The following is a 24830-nucleotide window of genomic DNA, read 5'->3' as shown; positions in this document are numbered from 1 at the left end:
CGCCGCCCGCCACCGCCTTGATCAGCACGGGATAGCCCGTTTCGGCAGCGCGCGCGGCAAGGAAACCGGCTTCCTGCCGTTCGCCCAGATAGCCCGGTGTGACGGGCACACCCGCCGCCTGCATCAGGGCCTTGGCGGCATCTTTCAGCCCCATCGCGCGGATGGCGGCGGGCGGCGGGCCGACCCACACCAAGCCTGCGGCGATCACGCTTTCGGCAAATCCGGCATTTTCCGACAGGAAGCCATAGGCGGGATGGATGGCCTGTGCGCCCGTGGCCTTGGCGGCGGCAAGGATGCTCTCGCCCGTCAGATAGGAATCGCGCGCGGGGGCGGGGCCGATGGCCACGGCCTCGTCGGCCATGCGCACATGCAGCGCGCCCGCATCCGCCTCGGAATAGACCGCCACGGTGCGGATCCCCATGCGGCGGGCGGTGCGGATGATGCGGCAGGCGATCTCGCCNNAGCCGTAGCCGGGGTGGATGGCCTGCGCACCGCAGCGCTGGGCCGCAGCGATGACCGCATCGATGCGCAGGTAGCTCTCGGTCGCGCTGCCACCGCCCAGGCCGATCGACTCACCGATCACGGCGAGGTGGGGGGCCGCTGCGTCCACGTCGGTATAGAGACCTACATACTCGATGCCCATCGCGCGGCAGGTGCGGGCGATGCGGCAGGCGATCTCGCCACGGTTGGCGATCAGCAGGGATTCGATCATGGCGCTCACATCCTGAACACACCGAAGCGCGGGGCTTCGGGGATGGGGGCTTCCAGACAGGCTTCGAGCGCCAGCGCCAGCACATCGCGGGTTTGCACCGGATCGATAATGCCATCATCCCAAAGGCGGGCGGTGGCGTAATAGGGATCGCTCTCGATCTCGAATTGCTGGCGGATCGGGGATTTGAAGGCTTCGGCCTGTTCCGGCGTCCATGCTGCGGCATCGCGGTGGACCGTGGCCAGCACGCTGGCGGCCTGTTCGCCGCCCATCACGCTGATGCGGCTGTTGGGCCAGGTGAAGAGGAAGCGCGGCTGGTAGGCGCGGCCACACATGCCGTAATTTCCCGCACCGAAACTGCCGCCGATCAGCACAGTGATCTTGGGTACTTGCGCCGTTGCCACCGCCGTCACCAGTTTGGCGCCGTGGCGGGCGATGCCCTCGGCCTCGTATTTGCCGCCAACCATGAAGCCGCTCACATTTTGCAGGAACAGCAGCGGAATGCCGCGCTGGCAGGCCAGTTCGATGAAATGCGCGCCCTTGGTGGCGCAATCGGAAAACAGCACGCCATTGTTGGCCAGCACCGCCACCGGAAGTCCATGGATATGGGCAAAACCACAGACCAGCGTGGTGCCGAACAAGGCCTTGAACTCGTGGAATTCACTGCCATCGACCAGACGTGCGATCACCTCGCGCACATCGTAGGGCGCACGCACATCCTGCGGGATTAGGCTGTAGAGATCCTCGGCGGGATAGAGCGGCTCGCGCGGGGCCTGTCGCCCCACAGGGGCGGGGTGGCGCGGCCCGAGATGGCTGACAATGTCGCGCAGGATGGCGATGGCATGGTCGTCATTCTCGGCCAGATGGTCGGCTACGCCCGATGTGCGGGCATGAAGATCGCCGCCACCCAGATCCTCGGCGCTGATGTCCTCGCCAGTGGCGGCCTTTACCAGCGGCGGGCCGGCNNGCACATAGGCGCCGCCCGCCGTGCAACTGCCCATGACACAGGCGATCTGGGCAATGCCCTGCGCGCTCATGTTGGCCTGATTGTAGAAGATGCGGCCAAAGTGGTCGCGGTCGGGAAAGACTTCTGACTGATGCGGTAGATTGGCGCCGCCGCTGTCCACCAGATAGAGGCAGGGCAGGCGGTTTTCGGCGGCGATCTCCTGCGCGCGCAGATGCTTTTTGACGGTGAGCGGGTAATAGGTGCCGCCCTTCACGGTGGCATCATTGGCCAGCACCATCGCCAACCGGCCCGAGACGCGGCCGATGCCGCCGATTACGCCTGCGCCGGGAACCTCGTCGCCATAGAGTCCGCCTGCCGCCAGTTGCCCGATTTCCAGAAAGGGCGAGGCAGGATCAAGCAGGCGGTTGATGCGTTCGCGGGGGAGCAGTTTGCCGCGCGCTTCGTGCCGTTCACACGCCTTGGCGCCGCCGCCCAGCGCGGCTTTGGCCACGCGGGCGTGCAAATCCTCGGCCAGAGCGCGGTTGTGTGCAGCGCGGGCGCGCGCGTCGGGCGCGTCACGGTCCAGCGTGGTGGGGATGACGGGCGCGTTCATGCGGAGGCTCCCATCAGGGCGGCCAGCCCCGCCAGCGTCAACAACGGCCAGCCGATATGCTGACCGCGCGTTGCCACCGCGTCGAACACGCCAGCGGCGAACCAAAGGCCGCCTGTTACCGCAATGACCAGCCGGGGCATGGCGGGCCACAGGACAAGGACCGCGCAAAGCCCCATCAGCAGCGTGGTGAGATGCCATGCAAAGCGGATCACCCGCCGCGCAAGCATCACGCGCAGCAGTGGCGCATCAATCGCCAGCAACGGCCCGATCAGACGCCTTTCGCCGATCACCGAATGGGCCAGACCCGTGGCTACCATCAGTGCTGCGGCCAGTTGGTTCCAGATCATGTCCTCCCCCCGCTCAAACCTGCATTTATCAGTTCCCGCCCGATCAGCATGCGGCGGATCTCGTTGGTGCCCGCGCCAATGTCGAGCAGCTTGGCATCGCGCAAATAGCGCTCCACCGGCCAGTCCTTGGTATAACCCGCCCCGCCCAGCGCCTGCACCGCCTCGCCCGCCACGCGGAAGGCGCTCTCGCTGGCCAGCAGGATCGCGCCTGCCGCGTCAAAGCGGGTGGTGCGCCCCGCGTCGCACGCCCGCGCCACGGCATAGACATAGGCCCGCGCCGATTGCAGCGCGACATACATGTCCGCCACCTTGGCCTGCATCAGTTGAAACGTGCCGATCGCCTTGCCGAACTGCTGCCGCTCGCGCACATAGGGGATCACCGTGTCAAGACAGGCCTGCATGATCCCGATCTGCAATCCGGCCAGCACCACGCGTTCGTAATCCAGCCCGCTCATCAGCACTTTTACCCCGCCATGCAGCGGGCCGAGCACGTTTTCCTCCGGCACGAAACAGTCCTGAAACACCAGTTCGGCGGTGGGGCTGCCGCGCATGCCCATCTTGTCGATATGCTGGCCGATCGAGAAACCGGCAAAGTGCTTCTCGACCAGAAAGGCGGTGATACCTTTGGCCCCCGCCTGGGGGTCGGTCTTGGCATAGACCACCAGCACATCGGCATGGCTGCCATTGGTGATCCAGAACTTGGTGCCATTCAGGCGGAACCCGCCAGAGACGGCTTCGGCTTTGAGCTTCATCGCCACCACATCGCTGCCTGCGCCTGCCTCGCTCATAGCCAGAGCGCCGACATGCTCGCCGCTAATCAGTTTGGGCAGATAGTGCGCCTTCTGCTCCGCCGTGCCCCAGCGGCGGATCTGGTTGACGCAGAGATTGGAATGCGCACCATAGGACAGGCCCACCGAGGCCGAGGCGCGGCTTACCTCCTCCACCGCGATGACATGCTCCAGATAGCCCAGACCCAGCCCGCCGTCGGCTTCCTCCACGGTGATGCCATGCAGGCCCAGCTCGCCCATCATCGGCCACAGCGCGCGCGGGAAGCTGTCCTCGGCGTCGATCCGCGCGGCCAGCGGCGCGATCTGGTCATCGACAAAGCGGGCGACGCTTTCGCGGATCATCCCGGCATGTTCGCCCAGCGCGAAGTCGAAATCGGGGGTGGCTTTCATGGTATCCTCTCTCGTTTTGCGGGCCAGAATAATGCGGGAGAGGGATTTCAAAAAATTGAAACTTCGCGAGGTCTAGTATAGAAAAAACCTATGATAAAGCGCAACCATATCCGCCAGTTCCTCGCCCTTGCCGATGCGGGCAGTTTTGTGGCCGCCGCCGCGCGGCTGCATGTCACCCAGCCCACGCTCTCCACCGGCATTGCCGAACTGGAGCGGCTGGTCGGCGCGCAACTATTCTTGCGTGACCGGCGCCATATCCGCCTGACCGAGGTGGGTGGTGCCTTTCTGCCCATCGCCCGCGATCTGGAGCGCGGCTTTCGCGCGGCGGACAATTTCGGCCGCAGCGCGGCGGTGGCATGGCCCTCACTGCGGCTGGGGGTGATCCGCAGCATTGCCAGCCACCAGTTGCACACCATCGTCGAGGCACTGGGGCGCGAGCATGGCATCGAGATGATCGAGGGCACCGATTACGAGCTGCGTACCGCGCTGGCCTCGGGGCGCATCCATCTGGCGCTCACCCTGTTGCGTGACAGCGAGAGTGGGGGCGAGAGCGGGCTGGCGGTCCATCCGCTCTGGGAGGAGCCTTACACAATGCTGGTGGCGCAGAGCCATCCGCTGGCGGGGCGGGCCAGCGTGGCGCCCGAGGAATTGGCGGGCGAGATCATGATCGCGCGCCGCTCTTGCGAGATCCTGGAGGAGACCAGCCGTTTCTTCACCGGCGCGGGGGTGCGCCCCCGTTTCGCGCTGCGCTCACCGAGCGACGAGCGCTGTCTGGCCATGGTGGCGGCGGGGCTGGGCATCACCACCGCGCCCGCCTCGCTGGCGGTGGCAGGCACGGTTCCCTTGGCGGTGGAAGGGTATGATTTCCGGCGCAGAATCGGCTTTCTTCACGATCCGTCATGGGGCGAGGCGGCGCGCGACGCTTTGGCGCAGGTGGCAAGCCTGTTTGCCGATGGCTTGACGCTGGGGACCTGTGCTAGGAGGGCTCCCTAATCCAGCGCGGCGCCAGTGCAAGCGGCGCCAGCGTCGGGGTCGAACAAGGAAAGGTGATACACGATGCAGAGCGTAGGTGTGATCGGTGCGGGCCAGATGGGTTCGGGCATTGCCCAGACGGCGGCAAGCTTTGGCCACAAGGTGTGGCTGGCCGATGTGAGCGTCGAACTGGCCGAGAAGGCCAAGGCCAAGATCGGCAAGGGGCTGGAGCGCCTTGTCTCCAAGGAAAAGATCACCGCGCAGGCCGCCGAGGCCACGCTCGCCAATATCGTGCCGGTCGGGGAATATGCGCCCTTTGCCGAGGCAGGCTTTATCATCGAGGCCGCCACCGAGCGCGAGGACATCAAGGCCAAGATCTTCGAGGTGGCGGGCAAGGTGCTGGGCGCCGACGCCATTCTGGCCAGCAACACCTCGTCGATCCCGATCACCCGCATGGCGCGCGGCACGGTTGATCCGGCGCGCTTCATCGGCCTGCATTTCTTCAATCCCGTTCCGGTGATGCAACTGATCGAGATCATCCCCGGCCTTGCGACCAGCGCCGACACCATCACTCGCACGCAGGACTTCGCGCGCGGGCTGGGCAAGACGCTGGTGATGAGTCAGGACGAGCCGGGCTTTATCGTCAACCGCATCCTGATGCCGATCCTGAACGAGGCGGTGTTCACGCTGGGCGCGGGCACGGCCAATGTGGTGGATATCGACACGGCGGCGCGGCTGGGGCTGAACCATCCGATGGGGCCGCTCGAACTGGCCGACTTCATCGGGCTCGACACCTGCCTCGAAATCACCAAGATTCTGCTCAATTCGACCGGCGACAGCAAATACCGCCCCGCGCCGCTGCTGGCCAAATATGTCGAGGCGGGCTGGCTGGGTCGCAAGACGGGCCGCGGTTTCTATGACTATTCCGGCGAGACGCCCGTCCCGACGCGGTGACGCCGATTTTGGAGATGTGGTCGGAGGTCTGGTGACGGGCCTCCGACTATAGGCCTCCGGCGGGCAAAGGGTGGTTTCAGCGTGCCGATTTCTCGAGAGAAATCGGTTGCCCCTTCGCAATCCCCATACTGTCTGCGTGGTGTTGCGGGTTCAGCCTTGCGTGAGGGCGCGGCGTGGCGGGCTTTGACTGCCGCTTCGCGGCGGGTGTGTGGCTGGAAAGTTAGGCGGGAGTGGACACTAGCGCTCGTTCATTGCCTTGCCGATCAATCGCGGTACGCGCGTCCAAGCCAAAAGCATGTTCATCCCATACAGCCAGCTGAATGCAAATGCAGTAAACTCAATTGCACCGGAAAATCCGCGCGCGGCAAAGCCAAAACAGGCGAATATTGCCGAGACCAGAAAGCAGAATACCAAGGCGTGAAGACTACGCAAATCGTAGCGAACGACGCGCCCATTGATCTCATCGTTCACCGAAAAATCGCCATGATCATATGCAACTAACGCAAGCCAGTTTGGCGAAAGCCAAGTCGTCCAAAGCGGATTATCAAAAACAACGCGGCTGGGCTCTCGAGCGGTCACTGTCTTGTACTGCTTGATTAGAAGCCGCTCAATGCGATCTGTGACCTCTTGATCCGATGCCCCTCTAGGCGCGGGCGCGGTACCGCGCATATGCCAAATTGCGTCAAACATGATGCAGAATATAGCCCTATTCGCCATCTACAGCTATAGCAGCGTGTCCTGACCGTCCACTTTTCTACCCGCGAAGCGAAATAATAGACATCAACTTCGCATCACCCCGCAAGGTCAAACCCGAAGCGCAACGCAGACAGTATGGGGATTGTTAAGGGCAATAGCCCTTAACCCGCCGGAGGCACTCTTACCGCCGCACCAGCAATCAACGCGCCCCCAGATCGCCCAGCCCCACCGTGCCGCTGGCCATATCCAGCATCCGGTCGAGGCTTTTCTTCGCGGCAAGGCGCAGCGGCTCCTCGATCTCGATCCGCGGCGTCAGATCGCGCAGCGAGAGATAGAGCTTTTCCAGCGTGTTGAGCGCCATATAGGGGCAGATGTTGCAGTTGCAGTTGCCGTCGGCACCCGGCGCGCCGATGAAGGTCTTGTGGGGCAGGGCGAGCTGCATCTGGTGGATGATATGCGGCTCGGTGGCGACGATCAGCGTGTCGCCTTCCATTGCCTTGGCATAGTTCAGGATGCCGCTGGTGCTGCCCACATAGTCGGCATGGTCGACGATGGTGGGCGGGCATTCGGGGTGGGCGGCGATGGGGGCTGCGGGGTGCTGCGCCTTCAGCTTGAGCAGTTCGGTTTCGCTGAAGGCTTCATGCACGATGCAGACGCCGGGCCACAGCAGCATCTCGCGGTCAAACTTGCGGGCCAGATAGCCGCCGAGGTGGCGGTCCGGCCCGAAGATGATCTTCTGGTCACGCGGGATCTGGGCGAGGATCTTTTCCGCGCTCGACGAGGTGACGATAATATCCGAGAGCGCCTTCACCTCGGTCGAGCAATTGATGTAGGTGAGCGCGATATGGTCGGGATGGGCCTCGCGGAAGGCGCGGAAGGCTTGCGGCGGGCAGGCATCCTCAAGGCTGCAACCGGCATTGAGATCGGGCAGCACAACGGTTTTCTGCGGGCTGAGGATCTTGGCCACCTCGGCCATGAATTTGACGCCGCAAAAGGCGATCACCTCGGCATCGGTTTCCGCCGCCTTGCGCGAGAGTTCGAGACTATCGCCCACGAAATCGGCCAGATCCTGCAATTCGGGCTTCTGGTAATAATGGGCGAGGATGACCGCGTTCTTCTCCTTGCGGAGGCGGTCGATTTCCGCGCGCAAATCGAGACCAGCCAAGGATTCCTGCACCGTCATTGTCCATTCTCCGTCATCAGCGCCCATGCCTCGGCGCCCTCGCGTAGTACATGGCCCCTTTGCTCCAGATCGAGCAGATGCGCCAGCACCGATCGTCCTGCCGCGCCATGCAGACGGGAATCCAACCCGCGATACATGGCCGCCACGAAGGCGGGAATATCGGAAACGCCGCTTTCCAGATGGCGCAGGATCTGTTTTTCCCGCGCGCGGCGGTGGCCGATCATGCCGCGCACCAACTGGCGTGGATTGTCGATCTGCGCCCCGTGTGCGGGGTAATAGACGCGGTCCTCGCGGGCATAGAGCATCTCGAGGCTGGCGAGATAGTCGCCCATGTCGCCATCGGGCGGCGAGACAACACTGGTGGACCAGCCCATCACATGATCGCCGGTGAACAGCGCGCCGCTCTCCTCCAGCGCATAGCACAGGTGGTTGCTGGTGTGGCCCGGCGTGTGGATGGCGCGCAATGTGGCGGCGGGCAGGTGGATCGCCTCGCCATGTGTCAGCACGGTGTCCGGCGCATAGAAAGTGTCGAAGGCAGCGTCAGCGCGCGGGCCTTCATCCTCCATCGTCAGCGGGGCGCAGCCGATGATGCGCGCCTCGGTCATCGCGGCCAGCGGGGCGGCAGCGGGAGAATGGTCACGGTGGGTGTGGGTGCAGGCAATCGCCAGCAGGGGCGCATCGCCCAGCGCGGCCATGATCGCATCGAGATGCGCGACATCGTCCGGCCCCGGATCAATCACCGCCATGCCGCGCGCGTCGCCCACCAGATAGGTCTGGGTGCCGGTATAGGTGTAGGGGCTGGCATTGGGAGCCAGCACGCGCGCCACCAGCGGCTCGAGCCGTTCAAGCGCGCCGGTGGGCCAAGGGGTCGGGGGGAGATCCATCGCAGTCCAGCATATGGGGGCTGGCCTGCATCAGCGCAAGGCGGATCAGGCCACTTGCTGTCCGAAACGTGCCCGCAACTGGTCGAGCGCGCGCGGTGCGCCCGGCGCGCTCTCGCGCCAGCTGCGGTCGATGCGCAGCAGGCGGGCGTAGAAATCTTCCGTGGTGCGGATCAGCGTGCGGATGTCGGGCGAGAGCAGCGCCATCCGGTCCGCGTCAGACGTCGGGAAGTCGGGCGCCAGCCGGCCATAACGGCGCAACTGGAACTCGCTGAGCTCACCCAGAAAGAAGGCGCGATGGTTGAGCAGCCACGCCACCGCATGCATCATGCGGGTGGTGGTGCGCAAAGCCTCGCAGGATAGCGCGATGCGCGCGGCATCCTCGTCACCGCCGGTCTCTTCGATGCGACCCGAGAGATCAAAAGCCGCGCGAACCTCGTCCGAAAGAACGAGAGCTTCGCAGTACAGCCCCTCGACGATGCGGGGATTGATGTTGCTGGTATGGTTCATAGCAAGAACTCGTTAACCAGCGATCGGGCCTTGCTGCAACGGTCCTGTCGCTTTCGTACAATCCCGTATTGGGACAAGTCCCGATGGGGGACGGCAAATTACGGGAATATGTCGGAAATTCTTGCGGATGACGGTGCTGCACAGGGGGTTGGCAGACCCGCGGAAACCCGCCGTCAGGCGATAATATCGGGGATCAGATAGTCCTCGATCAGCGCGATCTGGTCCTTGAGCTTGAGCTTGCGTTTTTTGAGTCGCGCCAGCTGCAACTGGTCGCCAGCTCCCGCGCCGCTCAGCGCGTCGATCGCCGCGTCAAGGTCGCGATGCTCGATCCGCAGCGCTTCGAGACGTTTCTTCATTTCCTCTTCGGTCAAGGAAGGGTCTCCTGCGCGGGTTGGGCTCGATTGCGTTAACTTCATCTACTCAAGCGCGCCGCCGCGAGCAAGGGGCTGCGGGCAGGAATCGTGGTGAACCTGCCCTCCGGGCATTCCCTTGGCGGTTGGTCGCAGACACGCGCGGTTCGTCGCAAAAATGCCATAAAGGGGGCTTCGCAAGGGGGCGAACATGTGTTTTCCTCTCCCTCGCGCCAATCGGATCGGCCCGAAAAGCCGGTTGAGTCGGATGGCGCGACAGGGGGTCGCAATCGGGCGGCCGCCGCCGGATGGTCCCGCTCTTGCGGCGGCCGGAAGGGGACGGGCGTCGTAACCTTTGAAGGAGAGTGTCCCGTGGAATCATCCCATATTCTTGCCCTTCAGGAAAAGCACCACGGTCTTGAGCGCCGTATCCAGCAAGAGATGAAATCCCCGCATCCCGACCTTGCCATGATTGCCTCGATGAAGAAGCACAAGCTGCGCATTCGCGACGAAATCGCGCGGCATTGATGAGGCATCTGGCCCCGCCCTATGGAGAGGGCGGGGCAACCCCTGCCGGCAGGGAGGTTGGCAGGGTTCGCACCTTTCCCGAACAAGAGCCATGAGGGCAGGGGGCAATCGCCCCCTGTTTCCTTTTGTGGATGCGGGATTGCTTTGCGGCGCAATGGTATTTCTGCGCGGCAAGTGCTTGCGCCAAGTTTGCAATTTGCGCGCTTTGCTCTAGTCTTTCGGGCATGACCACCGCACCCATCGGCCCGACCTCGAATTCCACGGCAGTCACCGCCGCGCGCACCATCCTGACCGGCCTGCACGAGGTGATGGCTTCGCGCAGCCATGCACAGGCCAAGCTCAACACCGTGGTCGAGGTGATCGGCGAAAGCCTCGATAGCGAGGTGTGCTCGATCTATTTGCTGCGCGAAGGCATGCTCGAGCTGTTCGCCACGCGTGGTCTGGCGCAGGAGGCCGTGCACGTCACCCGCATGGGCGTGGGCGAAGGTCTGGTCGGCACGATTGCCGCCAAGAGCGAGACGCTCAATCTGGCCGAGGCCACCGCGCATCCCGACTTTTCCTATCGCCCCGAAACCGGTGAGGAGCGCTTCCATTCCTTCGCCGGCGTGCCGATTGTGCGGCGCGAGCGCTGCGTGGGTGTGGTCTGCGTGCAGCACGCCGATCCGCGCCGCTATGCCGAGGTCGAGATCGAGGCCTTGCAGACCGTGGCGATGGTGCTGTCCGAACTGATCGCCAACGCCGATCTGGTGGACGAGGAGGAGGCCGCAGGGCTGGCCGCCGCACTCACCGGCCCCGAACAATTGCACGGGCTGACCTTGGTGAAAGGGCTGGCGGCGGGTTCTGCCGTGTTCCACCAGCCGCGCATCACCATCGAACATGTCGTGGCCGAGGATACCGAGGCCGAGCGCCAGCGTGTCTATCTGGCGTTTGACAAGATGCGCGAGCAGATCGACCGCATGGCCAGCCAGGCCGAATTCGGCACGGGCGGCGAACATGAGGAGGTGCTCGATACCTACAAGATGTTCGCCTATGACGAAGGCTGGAGCCGCCGCATCAACGAGGCGATCGACTCCGGCCTGACCGCCGAGGCCGCTATCGAGCGCGTGCAGCAACGCACCCGCATGCGCATGCGCCAGATCGACGATCCGCTGCTGGCGGACCGCATGCACGATCTGGAGGATCTGTCCAACCGCCTGTTGCGCATCGTGTCGGGCCAGTTGGGCACGGCGGCCAGTATGGGGCTGCGGCAGGATGCCATCCTGATCGCGCGCAACCTAGGCCCGGCTGAACTGCTTGAATATGACAAGCGCCGGTTGAAGGGCGTGATCCTCGAGGAAGGCTCGCTCACCGCGCATGTGGTGATTGTGGCGCGGGCGATGGGCATTCCGGTGCTGGGCCGCGTCAAAAGCCTGCGCGGCAAGGTGCGCGAGGGTGATCCCATCCTGCTCGATGCCGATCAGGGGCTGGCCTTCGCACGGCCCACGCGCGACATGGCCATCGCTTTTGACGAGCGTTATGCCAAGACCAAGGAGCGGCAGGTCAAATATGCCGCGATGCGCGATGTGGTGCCGATCACCGCCGATGGCACGCGCATCACGGTGATGGTCAATGCCGGCCTGCGCGAGGATATGCCCAATGTGGCGTTGACCGGCGCGGATGGCGTCGGCCTGTATCGGACCGAGTTCCAGTTTCTCGTGTCTGCCACCTTGCCCAGCCGCGAGCGGCAGGTGCGGCTTTATCGCGAAGTGCTGGAGGCGGCATCGGGCCGCCCCGTGGTGTTCCGCACGGTAGACATCGGTGGCGACAAGAGCCTGCCCTATCTGCGCCATGACGAGGACGGGCAGGAGGAAAACCCCGCGATGGGCTGGCGCGCGGTGCGCGTGGCGCTGGAGCGCGAGGGGCTGATGAAAGTGCAGGCGCGCGCCCTGCTCGAAGCCTCGGGCGGGCGGGTGCTGCATGTGATGTTCCCGATGATCTCGGAGCCTTGGGAATTCGACGAGGCGAAGGAAGTGTTCGAGAAGCAACTCGCGCACCTCAAGGGGCTGGGCAAGCTGTTGCCCGAGCAGGTGAAATATGGCGCCATGCTCGAAGTGCCCGCGCTGGCCGAAGTGCTCGACATCCTGCTGCCCAAGCTCGATTTCCTGTCGATCGGTACCAATGACCTGACCCAGTTCCTGTTGGCGGCGGACCGTTCCAATCCCAAGCTGGCCGAGCGTTATGACTGGCTCAGCCCCGCTATTCTGCGCTTTATCAAGCGGGTGGCCGATGCGGGCCATGCGGCGGGCGTACCGATGACGGTGTGCGGCGAAATGGGCGGCAGGCCACTGGAAGCGCTGGCGCTGATGGGCGTTGGCATCCGCCGCCTGTCGATCACGCCGGCCGGTGTGGCACCGATCAAGGAAATGGTGCGCAAAATTCACCTGCCCGACATCGGCGAGGCAATGGCCGCGTGGCTGGCGAATCCGCCCGCGAATCTGCGCGGTGAAATCACGAGCTGGGCCGCCGAACGCGGGCTGATTGCCGATTAGGGATCATTACGAGGACGCAACCGTTTGCAGCTTTCCGCATCGCCTCGCACGCATCGGCTGGGGGACTCTGCATTTTGTCGCAAGGGATGCCGGTCTGATCGGTGAATCCGGTTGACTTTGCACCGCTTCCGGCGTTCTGTCCGGCTTCGGGACGCAATTGGTTGACAGGTCGTTTATGAGCGCGGGTGAAGGCAAGGTGTCGGGTGCGGCAAGCGTAGGCGAGCGTCTGGCCCGTGCGCGGGAGGCCGCTGGTCTGTCGATTGCCGATCTGGCCGCCACCACCCGTATTCCCGCCCGCCATTTGCAATCGATCGAGGCCGGTGATTTCGCCGCGCTGCCCGGCCGCTCCTATGCCGTGGGCTTTGCCAAGACCTTCGCCCGCGCAGTGGGCGAGGACGAGGGGGCCGTGGCCTCGGCGGTAGCCGCCGATTATGCCGCTGCCGCGCCGCAGGATGACAGTTCGGCCCCTCCCGCCTTCACACCGGGCGATCCCGCAAGGGTTCCCTCCTCGCGCTTTGCCTGGGCGGCGGCGGTGGCACTGGCCGTGGTGGGGGCTGGCGGTTTTGTGTGGTGGCAGAACAACCATGCCGCCAGCGACGCGCTGCCCTCGCTGCTGCCGGTGGAAACGCCCGCGCCGGTGGCCAGCACACCCGATCCCGCGCCCAGCGCGGAAGCCAGCGTTACGCCTGACGCCAAGGCTCCGGTGGTGCTGACGGCCGAGATGGACAAGCTCTGGCTCAAGATTTCGGACAGCGCGGGGCAACAGATCCTGCAAAAGCAATTGGCGCTGGGCGAGAGCTACACCGTCCCCGCCGAGGCGCAGGGGCCGACGATCTGGACCGGCCGCCCCGACAAGCTGGCGATCACGGTCGGCGGCCAGCCCATTCCCAAACTGGCCGAAGAGCAGAAGACCGTGAAGGGCATGCCGATCTCGGCAGAGGCTTTGCTGGCCCGCGCCAAGCCGCAACCCGTCACAGCGCCCCGGCCATCGCCGTCCTCCTCGGCCTCGGTCTTGGCGGCCTCTCCCGCAGCGAGCCCCTCGGCCAGCACCACAGCCCATGCCAGGCCCAAGCCGGCATTCAAGCCTCGCCCGCGTCCGGCCAGCACCGACAGCGAGGCTAGCATCGCCCAGCGCGCGCTCAACGCTCAGCCTGCCGCAGCGACGAATCCATCCACCGCTCCGCAATAAGCCGCTCTCGACAGCGCTCGCGCTTTTGGGCATCAGACAGCGATAGGCCAGCGCCGCTTCGCGTTCGGGGCGGTGTGGCAACGTGAGTGTTTCGGGAGCACAAGCAAGATGGTGAACATGCGGCGCTGGATGCGCGGAGGCGCAGTGCTGGCAATTGTGGCGGGGTTGATGCCTGTGGGGCTGGCCCATGCGCAGGACACGACCGATACGCGCCTGCGCAAGGTCGAGGCGGAGGTGAAAGCCTTGCAGCGTCAGGTGTTCCCGGGCGGCGATCCGGCACTGTTCCCCGGCGCGGTGCCCGCCAGCGCCACGGCGGCCAATGGCACGCCCGCCACCACGGCGATGACCGATGTGCTCACCCGCATGGATGCGATCGAGGCGCAGAACGCGCGGCTGACCGCGCAGGTCGAGGAACTGGCCAACCGGCTGCGCCAGTTGGAAGCCAAGGCTGCTCCGGCGCCCGCACCGGTGGCTGCGACGCCCGTTCCCGCGCCCGAACCGGTGAAGCTGGTGCCCGAAACCAGACCCGCCGTTGCCACGCCCAAGCCAGTGGCCATTACCCCTACCAAGCCTGCGGCAACCACGCCTGCCAAGCCGGCCGCGGCGCCCCCCGCCGGACGCGTCGCGGCGGTGAAAGCCATCATCAAGCCGCAGACCGCCGATACCGCCGAGGATGAATACACCTATGGCTTCAAGCTGTGGGAGGCCAAGTTCTATCCCGAGGCGGAGCAGCAGCTGAAGCTCTATCTCGACAAATATCCCACCCACAAGAGCGCCAGCCGCGCGCGCAATCTGCTGGGCCGCGCCTATCTGGACGAGGGCAAGCCGCGCGAGGCCGCCCCGTGGTTCCTGCAAAACTATCAGGCCAACAAGAAGGGCGAACGCGCGGCGGATAGCCTGCTCTATCTGGCCGACGCGATGATCCAGTTGAAAGACACCAACCGCGCCTGCATCGCGCTGGGTGAATTTGCCGATGGTTATCCCAACGAGGCGGGCGGGCGCTTGCGGGGTGCCTATTCCGACATCCGCGCGAAGGTGCAGTGCAACTAAACCCTCGTTTTATAGGCGATCTGGCGCGGATCTGGCCGGAGGGCACGCGCGATCCCGCGCTGAAGCTGGGGATCGCGGTGTCCGGCGGGCCGGATTCCCTGGCGCTGTTGTTGATGGCGGCCGCAGCGCGGCCCGATACGGTCTGCGCGGCGACGGTGGACCACGGATTGCGGCCGGAAAGTGCGGCGGAAGCAGCCGATGTGGCGCGCGTATGCACCAAGCTCGGCGTGCCGCACCGCATTCTGCGCGTCGATGTTGTGGATGGTAACGTACAGGCGCAGGCCCGCGCTGCGCGCTATGCCGCACTGGCGGCATGGATGGAGGCCGAAAGCGTCGCCGCTCTGGCCACCGCGCATCATGCCGACGATCAGGCCGAGACTTTGGTGATGCGGCTCAACCGCGCCAGCGGCGTGGCGGGGCTGGCTGGCGTGCGCGAACGCAGTTGGGTGCCTGATGCGGATCATCTGCTGATCCGTCCCGTGCTGGGCTGGCGACGGGCGGAACTGGCCGAGATGGTAGCGCAGGCGGGGCTGGTGGCGGCCGATGATCCGTCCAACCGCAACGAGGCGTTTGATCGCGTGCGGGTGCGGCAGGCGTTGGCGTCGGCAGACTGGCTGGATGTGGGCGCATGGGCGCGTGCGGCGGGGCATATTGCGGAAGCCGATGATGCACTGGACTGGGCGGCGGGGCGCGAATATGGCGCCCGCGTGCTGCGCGAGGGGATGGGCGTGACCTATCGCCCCGCCGCGCCGCGCGCCATCGCGCTGCGCGTTTTGGCACGGATCATCGAGGACATGGATGGCGAAGCGGCACGCGGCGAGGCGGTGGCGCGGCTCTATGACACGTTGCTGGCACGCCAACCGATGAGCATCGGCGGTCTGGTGGCGCGTCCCGGCCCGCAAGGCTGGGTGTTGATGAAGGCGCCGAAAAGGCGCGCCTGAGTCCCGATCAATCCACGCCCTTAATCGACCAGCGAATCCCCGACGCCGACCTGCTTGCCGCGCGTGATATAGACCTTGTCGCCGACATGGGCCTCGCCGAACACTTTTTGGGCGAAATCGAGCGGCACACCGATGCAGCCGTGGCTGGCAAAGCCGTTCTGCACCTTGGTGGCGTGGATCGAGACGCCATCGCCGGTCAGGCGCATCGTGTAGGGCATCGGCGCGTCATAGAGGCTGGAGGTATGGTCCTTGTCCTTCATCAGGATCGGGAACACGCCCAGCGGGGTCGGTTTTTCCTGCGTGCCGAGCAGCACGGCGGTCGCGCCGATCTCATAACCGTTGCGGAACACCGAGAGCACGCGCGCGTCAAGGTCCACCGTGATGACCAGCGGGCCGGCGGGCACACCCTCCTCGTCCCAATGCCATGCGCCATATTTGATCGGGCCGGCAATGGGCAGGATGCGCTTGATCACAAAGCGGCGGTCGGTGGGGGCATTGTCCATCACCCCGCCACCCTGTCCCGGATGGCGCTGGCCGATGGTGGTGGCGCCGGAATCGAAGCTGACCGCGCGGGCATCGGCGAAGGGATCGCGCAAGGTGCGATAGGCCTCGTTGATCGAGGCGGCCAGTTCGGGCCTTGCGGCCAGCACTTCGGCACGGGGCATATGCGCTGTGCCTGCGCGCTCGTCCGCCGCGCGCAGGGCTAGGCCACCTGCCGCCGTCGCCACCAGCCCGCCCGCCACGATCAGCGTGCGTGTCCATGCATATCCGTCGCCCATAAGGCGCCCGTCTGCCGTTTCCGACATGGTTTTCCAAGCCTTTCGCCTGCGTAATGCAGCGTTAAAATATATGGTTACCTTTGGCTTAACTTTTGTGGTCTGACCAGCGGTGCGTGGGGCATGTGTCGGATTGAAACAGGTTTTTAGCTTGTGTCAGCATTGTCGCCCGGAAACGCCGGCAAAGTCGAAATTTTTTCCGCTCCATGCCGCGATGGTGTAACCGGAGCGGGTGCGACGCCGTAATGCTCTCGGGGTGACCTTATGCGACCGAGCGAAGATGCGTTGAAACAATGGATGGTGATGGGCCTTGCCGGTGATGGCGCGGCCCATGCCCAGCTGCTGCGCGCGCTGGTGCCGGTGCTGCGCGGCTTCTATCGCCGCCGCATGGGCGGGCAGGATGACGACATCGAGGATCTGTTGCAGGAGACGCTGATCGCGGTCCACACCCGCCNNCGCGCTACAAGATGATCGACCATTTTCGCAAAGCTGGTCGCACCTGCACCATCGAGGGTCTGGAGGATATCCTCCATGCCGAAGGGTTCGCACAAGCCAGCGATGCTGCCGCCGATGTCGAACGCCTGCTCGACACGATTCCCTCCAAACAGGCCGCCGCCATCCGCGCCACGCGGATCGACGGGCTTTCCACCGCCGAGGCCGCTTCGCAACTGGGCCTTGGCGAATCCGACATCAAGGTTTCCGTCCACCGCGGCCTCAAGGCGCTGGCGCAAAAGGTCAGGGACAGTTTGACATGAAGACCGAGGATCTGATTTCCACCCTTGCCGCCAATGTGCCGCCTGTGCCGCGCCATAGCCTGTCACGCCGTCTGGTGGCGGGCGTGATGCTGGGGGGCGTGGTCACGCTGCTGGCGGTGGGTTCACTGCTGGGTTTCCGGCCTGATCTGTGGCTGGCGATGCATGGGGCGATGTTCTGGATCAAGTGGCTCTATACCGGCAGCCTCGCGCTCTGTGCCAGCCTTGCCACGGCGCGGCTGGCGCGGCCCGATACAGGAATGACGGGTTGGCTGTGGCTGGCCGGTCTGCCGGTGCTGGGGCTGGTGGCGATCAGCGTACAGGAACTGGCCTCGGTGCCTTCCTCGCAATGGTTGGCCATGTGGCTGGGGGCGAGCTGGAGAGTGTGCTCGACCAATGTGTTTCTGCTCTCGGTGCCGATTTTCGGCGGGCTGTTGTGGTCTTTCCGCCGTCTGGCGCCCACGCGGCTGCGGCTGGCGGGGGCCACGGCGGGGCTGACGGCGGGTGCCTGGGGTGCCACGCTCTATTGCCTGCATTGCCCGGAAGTTTCGGCGATTTTCGTGCTGACTTGGTATTCGCTCGGTATCGCGCTGGCGGCGTTGACGGGGGCGATGCTGGGGCCGAAATTACTGCGGTGGTGACTCGCAAAATCTGTAACCGTCGCAGCCGGTCGCCCGAAGTACCGTTGCCACTCAGGCAAGTCTTCAGGAGAATACCATGAAAGCGTCCACCAAGAGCATCAGCTTCGCCGCCACCGCCGCCCTGATCGCCGCCGCGTCGATGGCCGGCAGCACGCCCGCGCTGGCCAAGCACCACGAAGCGCCCAAGGTCGCCTGCTATGGCATCAACGCCTGCAAGGGCCAGTCCGATTGCAAGTCGGGCAACCATGACTGCAAGGGTATGAACGACTGCAAGGGTCAGGGTTTCAAGGACACGACCGCCGCCGAATGCACCAAGGCCGGCGGCAGCCTGACCGCTCCGCGCTGATTTGCGGCCTGTGCCGGTCGCGCGTTCGCGCGCGGCCGGCGGGTCCGCACCAACCCTGCCAGAGCGCCCCTCATGACACCTCCCCTCTCTCCCCGTTTCGGGCTGGGTTTGCGCAAGCCGCACTACCATGACTTTCTGGAAGGCGACGTCCCGGTCGACTTTGTCGAGGTCATTTCCGAAAACTTCATGGTCCCTGGCGGGCGCCCGCGTGACGTACTGCGCCGGGTGCGCGAAAAGCATCCCGTGGCGCTGCACGGCGTCTCGATGTCGATCGGGTCCGCCGACGGGATCGATCGCGACTACCTCCTGCGGCTCAGGGCGCTGGCGGACGAGGTGGAGCCGATGCTCGTTTCGGATCACCTGTGCTGGACGCGCACCGGCGGGTTCAATTCGCACGACCTGCTGCCCCTGCCCTACACGGAAGAGGCGCTGGACGTGGTGTGCCGCAACGTCGAACAGGCGCAGGACATTCTGCGGCGGACGCTGGTGATCGAGAACCCGTCCAGCTACCTCGCCTTCACCGGCGCGGAGATGAGCGAGTGGGAGTTCATCGCCGCGCTGTGCCAGCGTACCGGCTGCGGCCTGTTGCTCGATGTAAACAACATTCACGTCAGCGCAGTGAACCACGGCTTTGACGCCCATGCCTACATCGCCGGTGTGCCGCTGGATCAGGTTCGCCAAATCCATCTCGCCGGCCACACGCAGGGCCGCGAACTGCTGATCGACACGCACGACCAGCCCGTGCCCGATCCGGTCTGGGCCTTGTTCGGAACGGTGATGCACAAGCTCGACACCGACGTTGCCGTGATGATCGAGCGGGACGACAACATCCCGCCGCTCGCCGATCTCCTCGACGAACTGGATGTCGCGCGCTCGATCGCGCGTAACGGAAGCGTGGCATGGGCCTGATCGCGACCAGGCCGAACGCGACCGGGCTGGGCGCGATACAGGCCGATTTCAGCCGGTGGCTGGCCGAAGCGGACGAAAGCGCCGGCGAGCGGCTGCCGCTGACCGACCGGCGCGGTCTTTCCGTTTACCAGAACAATTATCGCGCGCAGTTGATGGACTGCCTGGAAGAGAGCTATCCGCAGACGCTGGCCCTGATCGGCGCGGACGCTTTCCGCAGCGCGGCAGCCCATCATGTCGATGCCGTGCCCCCGCATAGCTGGACACTCGACGAATATGCCGAAGGCCTGCCGGGCACGCTGGCCGCGCTGTTTCCGGACCAGCCCGAAACGGCAGACCTCGCCCGGCTGGAACTGGCCCTGTCCGAAGCCTTCGTCGCGCCCGACGCCCCGGCGCTCTCGCTGGCCGACATCCCCGACGTGGCATGGGATACGGCCACGCTGCGGCTCGTCCCCTCGGCAACCTTCCTCACGCTTTCCACCAACGCGGCCGATATCTGGGCCGCGCTGAACCGCGAGGAAGCGCCGCCACCCGCCGACCATGGCGGCGACGTTCGCGCACTGATCCTGTGGCGGCAGGATTTCACATGCTGCTTCCAGCTCATGGATGCGCAGGAAACGGCCCTGCTGCCCCGCCTCGCCACTGGCTTGCGCTTCGAGACGATGTGCGAAGAGCTGGTCGAGACGCTGGGAGCGGACCACGGCCTTGCGCTGGCGGGCGAATTGCTGGCGCGCTGGAGTCAGGCGGGCCTGCTGCGGCACCCCGATCGCTGAAGCCAAAGCCCTGTAAAATCACGCCATGCCAACCTGCCGGGTGGACATTCCCCCGCCATCGCCCGCATAGAGCCATGCGAATGCAAGGCGGCTCCACCCGTTGATGGCCGCCGGCAACGGAAAGGCCCTTGTCGTGAATCCCCTCCAGCGCTTTCTTCCCCGGCGGGTCCGCATTCTGCTGCGCCGCCACGGGCCGGAAGCGTTCATCTGGCGGCGGCGCGTGGCGCTGCTGGGCGGCGGCATACTTATCGGGCTGATCGCGCTGCTGTTCGCCGCCCTGGCCGACAGGGCGAACGAGGGCTTTCAGGGCATCGTCGCGCGCTGGTGGTGGATGCCGCTGGTGCTCACGCCCGCCGGGTTCGTCGCCTTCGCCTGGCTGACCCTGCGCCTTGCGCCCGCGGCCAAGGGATCGGGCATTCCCCAGGTCATGGCCGCGACCAAGGACCCCGAGGCGGCGCTCGGCGGTCTCGTCTCCGGGCGCACGGCGATCGTGAAGTTCTTCCTGACGATCGGCGCGCTTTTGTTCGGGGCTTCGGTGGGGCGCGAAGGGCCGACCGTGCAGATCGCCGCCGCGATCATGGGCTATTCACACCGGCTGATGCGGGTGCCGCTGCGCGCTTCGGTCTATATCGCGGGCGGCGCGGCGGGTGTGGCCGCGGCGTTCAACACGCCGCTGGCGGGCGTAGCCTTCGCGATCGAGGAACTGGCTGCCGCCTACGAACAGCGCACCACGCTGCTGGTCATGGCGACGGTGCTGATCGCGGGCATGGTCAGCCTGGGCCTGGCCGGCGACTACGTCTACTTCGGCGAGATGCGCCAGACGCTGAACGTCACGCAGGCGCTCGTCGCGACGCCGGTGGCGGGCGTGCTGGGCGGCCTCGCCGGTGGTTGCTTCTCGCACCTGATGCTGTCGGCCGGATCGACGCGCTTCGCGCCGATGGCCTGGCTGCGCGCGCGGCCGCTGCTGCTGGCCTTGGGCTGCGGGCTGGTCGTCGCCGGTCTCGGCGTCGCGACGGGCCTGACGTGGGGCACCGGCTATCAAGCGGCGCGCAGCGTGATCGAGGGCCGCGATGTACCGCTGTGGTTTGGCGCGGCCAAATTCGCGGCGACGCTGGCCACGGCCGTTTCCGGCCTGCCGGGCGGCATCTTCGCGCCTTCGCTCTCGATCGGGGCGGGGATCGGCGACATGCTGCGCAGCCTGTTGCCGGACTATCCGGCAGGCGCGGTGGTACTGCTGGGCATGGTCGCCTATTTCAGCGGCGTGGTCCGCGCACCGCTGACGGCCGTGATCATCATTTCGGAGACTACCGCCAGCCGGGGCCTGATGATGCCGCTGCTGGCCGCCGCGCTGATCGGCGATTTCGCGGCCAGCACGATCAGCCACGAAAAGCTCTACCACGGCCTGTCGCTGCGCTTCCTGCCGAAGGACTAGCCTTCCGCCACAAGCCTCACGCGAATGCCGTCGAGCGCCGGAACCAGCGGAATCTGGCACGAAAGGCGCGACCCGGAAGCGCGATCGTCCACGCTGTCGAGCAGATCGTTCTCGTCGGGCGACATCGCGGGCAGCAACCCCGCGTAGGCATCGTCGATCACGACATGGCACGTCGCGCAGGAGCAGCATCCGCCGCACAGCGCCATGACCTCGTCGAAACCGCTTTCGCGCAAGGCCTCCATCAGCGACAGGCCTTCGCCCGCGTCGATGGTCCGGACCTCGCCGGCGAGGTTCTCCACGATCACTCCAACCATAGCCCCCTCTTCCCGTATCGTTTGCGGTCAGGCGGCCCCGCCATAGACCGATTTGACTTCCAGAAACTCGCGCAGCCCGTAAACGCCCCATTCGCGGCCGTTGCCGGACATCTTGTAGCCCCCGAACGGGGCGGCGCTGTCGAGCGAAGCGCCGTTGAGGTGGACCATGCCCGTGCGCAGCCGCGCGGCGACATCGCGGCACGCGTCGAGATCGGCGCCCCAGACATAGCCGGACAGGCCATAGGGCGTGTCATTGGCGATCTGCACCGCCTGCTCCACCGTGTCGTAGGCGATGATCGACAGGACCGGGCCGAACACTTCCTCGCGCGCGACGGTCATGGCGGGCGTGACGTCGCCCAGCACGGTCGGCCGCACGAACAGGCCCGGCTTCAGTTCCTCCGGGCACTCCGGCCCACCCGCGAGCAGCGTCGCGCCTTCCGCGATCGCCTGCTCGATCATGCCCACCACGCGGCGGTACTGCGCCGCGTTGGCGATCGGCCCCATGAACGGATCGCCGGCAGGCAGGCCCACGCTCAGCGCATCGGCCGCCTGCGCGGCCAGCGCGTGTACTTCGGCAAGGCGCGCGCGCGGGACAAGCAGGCGCGTCGGTGCATTGCAGCTCTGCCCGCTGTTGCCCATGCAGCCGCGCACGCTGGCGGGGATCGCCTTTGCCAGATCGGCATCGGGCAGCACGATATTGGCGGACTTCCCGCCCAGTTCCAGCGCCACGCGCTTGACCGTAGGCGCGGCATTCATTGAGATCGCCACGCCTGCGCGGGTCGATCCGGTGAACGAGACCATGTCCACGTCCGGGTGCCGCGTCAGCGCGTCACCAATGCCCGGTCCGGTGCCGTGGACGAGGTTGAACACGCCGGGCGGCACGCCCACACTGTCGATCACCTCCGCCAGGATCGCGGCGTCGATCGGCGCCAGTTCGCTTGGCTTGAGCACCATCGTGCAGCCCGCCGCCAGCGCCGGGGCGACCTTGGTGGCGATCTGGTTCATCGGCCAGTTCCACGGGGTGATCAGCACGCAGACGCCGATCGGTTCGTGCCGCAGCAACGTGGTGCCGAGCGGCTCCTCGAACGCAAACGTCTCCATCACGCGGATGACCTCGCCGAAGTGCTGCGGTCCCGAAGGGGCCTGCGCTCGCCGGGCCAGACCTTGCGGCGCACCCATCTCGGCCGAGATCGCGTCCGCGATCTCGTCGTTGCGGGCGATCAGCGCTTCATGGATCGCCCGGATCAGCGACAGCCGTTCGGCCGGCCGCACCTGCGACCACGAACCGAATGCCGCGCGCGCCGCCTCGATCGCGGCTTCGGCATCGTCGGCATTGCCCAGCGCGACTTCGGCAACGGTGGAAAGGTCCGCCGGGTTGATGACGGGCGCGCGGTCGGCCCCGTGCGGCGCAACCCAGCGGCCGCCGATGTAGAACCGGGTGGTGTCGGCCATCGCGCGCCTACTTCTTCTCGTCCAGGCGGGATTCGTAGAACTGCGCGCCCTGTCCGCCCGCCGCGCGCTTGCCCCGGAACTCCCAGTCGCCGCCCATCGCGGTGGAGATGACTTCCTCGGATTCGGTCGGCTGCGCGCCGCAATCGTCGCGGATCGGCGTGGGTCCATGGACGATCCGGTTGGCCAGGCGCCCCAGCCCCTCGACCTCGACCTCCACGAGATCGCCGGGCTGCACCGGGCGGCTGTTCGCCGGCGTGCCCGAAAGCAGCACGTCGCCCGGCTCCAGCGTGATCGTCCGCGCGATGTCGGCGACCAGATAGTGCATGTCCCATTCCATATTGGCGGTGGTATCGTCCTGCCGAAGCTCGCCGTTGACGTACGTGCGAATGCGCTTGTCGTGGAAATCCCATCCGGTCACCAGGCCGGGGCCGATCGGGCAGAGCGTGTCCGATCCCTTCACGCGCAGCATCGATCCGGCGTCGGTATCGCGGAAATCGTGCAGGCCGTAATCGTTCGCCACGCTGTAGCCGGCGATGTAGTCGCCCGCTTCGGACGGCGCGATATTGCGGCAGGTGCGACCGATGACGATCGCGATCTCGCCTTCGTAGTTCAACCACTTGCACCGCTCGGGGCGGACCACGTCACCCTTGTGCGTGTTCAGCGCCGTGGGCGGCTTGTGGAAATAGGTGGGCGCGGCCGGCAGCTTGGTAATGAACTCGTCGACGCGGCTGTGGTAGTTCAGGTGGACGCACACGATCTTGCTGGGATTGCAGGGCGGCAGATGCACCGCATCGTCCACCCCGATCGAGCGGCCGTCGCGCGTCACCAGCAGATCGCCTTGGCGGGTGGTGAGGATCGGATAGCCATCCAGAAGGATGCGGCGGTACTCGACGGTCATGAGGAACTCCCTGGCTGTTGCACCGGCTTTAGCGACATGCCGGGCGGGCGGGATTGGCCGAGTTGGCCAAGTTGCGCCGGGCTGCACGGCATAGAACCGCCGCAATCGCCACGGGGAGTCGTCATGTCTGGTCTCAAGGGTCTGTTCTATCCGCGCACGCCATCGGGCAAGGCCTCGATCGTGCCGCCGGTGCCATGGCACTATTCAGGCGAGCTGATCACGCTGGAATACCGGACCGATCCCGCCAGGGTTGCGGCGCTCCTGCCCGAAGGCTTCGAACCGGCCGACGAGGACCCCGGCGCCGTCGCCGCGATCTGGGCCGACTGGCAGAGCGTGAGCGAGGAGCCAGGCCACCTGCTCGATCCCGTGCGCGTGCAGTACAAGGAGATGTTTTTCGTCGTCCGCTGCAAGTTCGAGGGCAAGCACTATTCGCGCTGCATCTACATCTGGGTGGACAAGGAATTCGCGGTGCTGCGCGGGCAGCACCAGGGCTATCCCAAGAAGCTCGGCTCGATTCACATGAGCCGCCCGGTGGTGGTCGGCAAGGCCGGCCCCCGGCTGGAGCCGGGCGGCACGTTCGGCGTGACGCTGGCGGCCTTCGACCGGCGCCTGGCGGAAGGCCGCTTCACCATCACCGATACGGCGGAGAAGCCCGGCTTCGTCAACGGCCTGCCCATGGCGCACAACCGCTGGATGCCCTCGATCGAAACCGACGGCACCGACAGCCTCGACGAAGTGGTGACGATGGCCAGCTACGACGTCGACTTCGGCCGCTGCTTCAAGGGCGATTTCGACCTGTCGCTGTTCGATTCCCCGGTGGAGGAACTGCTCGACATCGCGCCGCAGGAAAAGATCGCCGGCTACTGGCACGAAGTGGGCGTTTCGTGGAAGGCGGGAACCACGCTCCGGCGGCGCAACCGGATGTGACAGGTCGCTGCCCATTGCGGACGCATACGAGAAAGCCT

At 65.7% G+C, this 24830-nt stretch carries 27 protein-coding genes; 14 read left to right on the top strand and 13 right to left on the bottom strand.

Translation table 11 applies throughout. The annotated features are described in order from the left end of the window. The 4 genes from B3547_RS19070 to B3547_RS19055 form a co-directional block, all read right to left on the bottom strand. On the bottom strand, nucleotides 1-712 hold a 712-nt coding region (locus tag B3547_RS19070), incomplete at its 3' end, for a biotin carboxylase N-terminal domain-containing protein (protein WP_292965914.1). Between the two features lie 5 nt (nucleotides 713-717). Continuing rightward, on the bottom strand, nucleotides 718-2268 hold the full coding sequence (locus B3547_RS19065; protein ID WP_292965911.1) for a carboxyl transferase domain-containing protein: 1551 nt from the start codon (nucleotides 2266-2268) through the stop codon (nucleotides 718-720). Then, nucleotides 2265-2615 carry a hypothetical protein gene (locus tag B3547_RS19060; RefSeq protein WP_292965908.1) on the bottom strand — a complete coding sequence of 117 codons (351 nt, stop codon included), beginning with the start codon at nucleotides 2613-2615 and terminating at the stop codon, nucleotides 2265-2267. Before B3547_RS19060 ends, B3547_RS19065 begins: the two co-directional genes overlap by 4 nt. Then, nucleotides 2612-3793 carry an isovaleryl-CoA dehydrogenase gene (locus B3547_RS19055; protein WP_292965905.1) on the bottom strand — a complete coding sequence of 394 codons (1182 nt, stop codon included), beginning with the start codon at nucleotides 3791-3793 and terminating at the stop codon, nucleotides 2612-2614. The genes B3547_RS19060 and B3547_RS19055 overlap by 4 nt, the downstream gene beginning before the upstream one ends. Before the next feature lie 90 nt (nucleotides 3794-3883). Between B3547_RS19055 and B3547_RS19050 the strand changes: the two genes are divergently transcribed. After that, a complete protein-coding gene (locus B3547_RS19050; RefSeq protein ID WP_292965902.1) occupies nucleotides 3884-4786 on the top strand; it encodes a LysR family transcriptional regulator in 903 nt (300 codons plus the stop codon). A 63-nt stretch (nucleotides 4787-4849) separates the two neighbouring features. Then, the gene (locus tag B3547_RS19045) at nucleotides 4850-5719 is read left to right on the top strand and encodes a 3-hydroxyacyl-CoA dehydrogenase NAD-binding domain-containing protein (protein ID WP_292965899.1); all 870 of its coding nucleotides are present in this window, start codon (nucleotides 4850-4852) and stop codon (nucleotides 5717-5719) included. 237 nt (nucleotides 5720-5956) lie between these two features. On the opposite strand, the gene B3547_RS19040 is transcribed toward B3547_RS19045, so the two are convergent. The 5 genes from B3547_RS19040 to B3547_RS19020 form a co-directional block, all read right to left on the bottom strand. Continuing rightward, nucleotides 5957-6388 (bottom strand): hypothetical protein, encoded by a 432-nt coding sequence (locus tag B3547_RS19040; protein ID WP_292965896.1) that lies wholly within the window; start codon nucleotides 6386-6388, stop codon nucleotides 5957-5959. 226 nt (nucleotides 6389-6614) lie between these two features. Then, nucleotides 6615-7598: a quinolinate synthase NadA gene (gene nadA / locus B3547_RS19035; protein WP_292965937.1), complete on the bottom strand. Its 984-nt coding sequence runs from the start codon at nucleotides 7596-7598 to the stop codon at nucleotides 6615-6617. Next, nucleotides 7595-8482, bottom strand: coding sequence for an MBL fold metallo-hydrolase (locus B3547_RS19030; protein ID WP_292965893.1), 888 nt, complete (start codon nucleotides 8480-8482; stop codon nucleotides 7595-7597). Before B3547_RS19030 ends, nadA begins: the two co-directional genes overlap by 4 nt. A gap of 45 nt (nucleotides 8483-8527) precedes the next feature. Then, complete coding sequence (locus B3547_RS19025) at nucleotides 8528-8989, bottom strand: DUF1465 family protein (protein ID WP_292965890.1); 462 nt, start codon at nucleotides 8987-8989, stop codon at nucleotides 8528-8530. A gap of 173 nt (nucleotides 8990-9162) precedes the next feature. After that, nucleotides 9163-9360 (bottom strand): YdcH family protein, encoded by a 198-nt coding sequence (locus B3547_RS19020; RefSeq protein ID WP_292965887.1) that lies wholly within the window; start codon nucleotides 9358-9360, stop codon nucleotides 9163-9165. Nucleotides 9361-9453: 93 nt separating this feature from the next. On the opposite strand from B3547_RS19020, the gene B3547_RS22010 reads away from it, so the two are divergent. The 5 genes from B3547_RS22010 to tilS all read left to right on the top strand — a co-directional run bounded on the left by B3547_RS22010 (nucleotide 9454) and on the right by tilS (nucleotide 15575). Then, entirely contained in the window at nucleotides 9454-9867 is a 414-nt protein-coding gene (locus B3547_RS22010; protein WP_349676506.1) for a YdcH family protein, read from the top strand. A gap of 224 nt (nucleotides 9868-10091) precedes the next feature. Next, the gene (gene ptsP, locus B3547_RS19010; RefSeq protein ID WP_292965884.1) at nucleotides 10092-12395 is read left to right on the top strand and encodes a phosphoenolpyruvate--protein phosphotransferase; all 2304 of its coding nucleotides are present in this window, start codon (nucleotides 10092-10094) and stop codon (nucleotides 12393-12395) included. A gap of 175 nt (nucleotides 12396-12570) precedes the next feature. Continuing rightward, the gene (locus B3547_RS19005; RefSeq protein WP_292965881.1) at nucleotides 12571-13584 is read left to right on the top strand and encodes a helix-turn-helix domain-containing protein; all 1014 of its coding nucleotides are present in this window, start codon (nucleotides 12571-12573) and stop codon (nucleotides 13582-13584) included. 108 nt (nucleotides 13585-13692) lie between these two features. After that, nucleotides 13693-14634 (top strand): tetratricopeptide repeat protein, encoded by a 942-nt coding sequence (locus tag B3547_RS19000; RefSeq protein WP_292965878.1) that lies wholly within the window; start codon nucleotides 13693-13695, stop codon nucleotides 14632-14634. Next, the gene (gene tilS, locus B3547_RS18995; protein WP_292965875.1) at nucleotides 14625-15575 is read left to right on the top strand and encodes a tRNA lysidine(34) synthetase TilS; all 951 of its coding nucleotides are present in this window, start codon (nucleotides 14625-14627) and stop codon (nucleotides 15573-15575) included. Before B3547_RS19000 ends, tilS begins: the two co-directional genes overlap by 10 nt. A gap of 20 nt (nucleotides 15576-15595) precedes the next feature. Here the strand turns inward: tilS and B3547_RS18990 are convergent, their stop codons facing one another. Continuing rightward, nucleotides 15596-16354 carry a L,D-transpeptidase family protein gene (locus B3547_RS18990; protein WP_292965872.1) on the bottom strand — a complete coding sequence of 253 codons (759 nt, stop codon included), beginning with the start codon at nucleotides 16352-16354 and terminating at the stop codon, nucleotides 15596-15598. A 464-nt stretch (nucleotides 16355-16818) separates the two neighbouring features. On the opposite strand from B3547_RS18990, the gene B3547_RS22005 reads away from it, so the two are divergent. The 6 genes from B3547_RS22005 to B3547_RS18960 all read left to right on the top strand — a co-directional run bounded on the left by B3547_RS22005 (nucleotide 16819) and on the right by B3547_RS18960 (nucleotide 21201). Beyond that, on the top strand, nucleotides 16819-17106 hold the full coding sequence (locus B3547_RS22005; RefSeq protein WP_349676505.1) for a sigma factor-like helix-turn-helix DNA-binding protein: 288 nt from the start codon (nucleotides 16819-16821) through the stop codon (nucleotides 17104-17106). After that, nucleotides 17103-17744: a DUF1109 domain-containing protein gene (locus B3547_RS18980; RefSeq protein ID WP_292965869.1), complete on the top strand. Its 642-nt coding sequence runs from the start codon at nucleotides 17103-17105 to the stop codon at nucleotides 17742-17744. The genes B3547_RS22005 and B3547_RS18980 overlap by 4 nt, the downstream gene beginning before the upstream one ends. 76 nt (nucleotides 17745-17820) lie before the next feature. After that, nucleotides 17821-18090 (top strand): hypothetical protein, encoded by a 270-nt coding sequence (locus B3547_RS18975; RefSeq protein WP_124809448.1) that lies wholly within the window; start codon nucleotides 17821-17823, stop codon nucleotides 18088-18090. A 72-nt stretch (nucleotides 18091-18162) separates the two neighbouring features. Then, the gene (locus B3547_RS18970; RefSeq protein WP_292965866.1) at nucleotides 18163-18999 is read left to right on the top strand and encodes a DUF692 domain-containing protein; all 837 of its coding nucleotides are present in this window, start codon (nucleotides 18163-18165) and stop codon (nucleotides 18997-18999) included. Then, nucleotides 18990-19769, top strand: coding sequence for a DNA-binding domain-containing protein (locus B3547_RS18965; RefSeq protein ID WP_292965863.1), 780 nt, complete (start codon nucleotides 18990-18992; stop codon nucleotides 19767-19769). Before B3547_RS18970 ends, B3547_RS18965 begins: the two co-directional genes overlap by 10 nt. A gap of 133 nt (nucleotides 19770-19902) precedes the next feature. Next, complete coding sequence (locus B3547_RS18960) at nucleotides 19903-21201, top strand: chloride channel protein (RefSeq protein WP_414690589.1); 1299 nt, start codon at nucleotides 19903-19905, stop codon at nucleotides 21199-21201. Here B3547_RS18960 and B3547_RS18955 read toward each other — a convergent pair. Genes B3547_RS18955 through B3547_RS18945 form a run of 3 tightly spaced genes read right to left on the bottom strand, consistent with a single transcriptional unit; the run spans nucleotide 21198 to nucleotide 23865 of the window. After that, a complete protein-coding gene (locus B3547_RS18955) occupies nucleotides 21198-21515 on the bottom strand; it encodes a 2Fe-2S iron-sulfur cluster-binding protein (RefSeq protein WP_292965859.1) in 318 nt (105 codons plus the stop codon). The genes B3547_RS18960 and B3547_RS18955 overlap by 4 nt on opposite strands. A gap of 27 nt (nucleotides 21516-21542) precedes the next feature. Next, on the bottom strand, nucleotides 21543-22967 hold the full coding sequence (locus B3547_RS18950) for an aldehyde dehydrogenase family protein (protein WP_292965857.1): 1425 nt from the start codon (nucleotides 22965-22967) through the stop codon (nucleotides 21543-21545). A gap of 7 nt (nucleotides 22968-22974) precedes the next feature. After that, a complete protein-coding gene (locus B3547_RS18945; RefSeq protein ID WP_292965854.1) occupies nucleotides 22975-23865 on the bottom strand; it encodes a fumarylacetoacetate hydrolase family protein in 891 nt (296 codons plus the stop codon). A 123-nt stretch (nucleotides 23866-23988) separates the two neighbouring features. On the opposite strand from B3547_RS18945, the gene B3547_RS18940 reads away from it, so the two are divergent. Next, nucleotides 23989-24792, top strand: coding sequence for an acetoacetate decarboxylase family protein (locus B3547_RS18940; RefSeq protein WP_292965851.1), 804 nt, complete (start codon nucleotides 23989-23991; stop codon nucleotides 24790-24792). Nucleotides 24793-24830: the final 38 nt, after the last annotated feature.

The sequence above is a fragment of the Novosphingobium sp. UBA1939 genome, assembly GCF_002336885.1.
Taxonomy (GTDB): Bacteria; Pseudomonadota; Alphaproteobacteria; order Sphingomonadales; family Sphingomonadaceae; genus Novosphingobium.
This window is presented reverse-complemented; position numbering and strand designations above follow the sequence as displayed.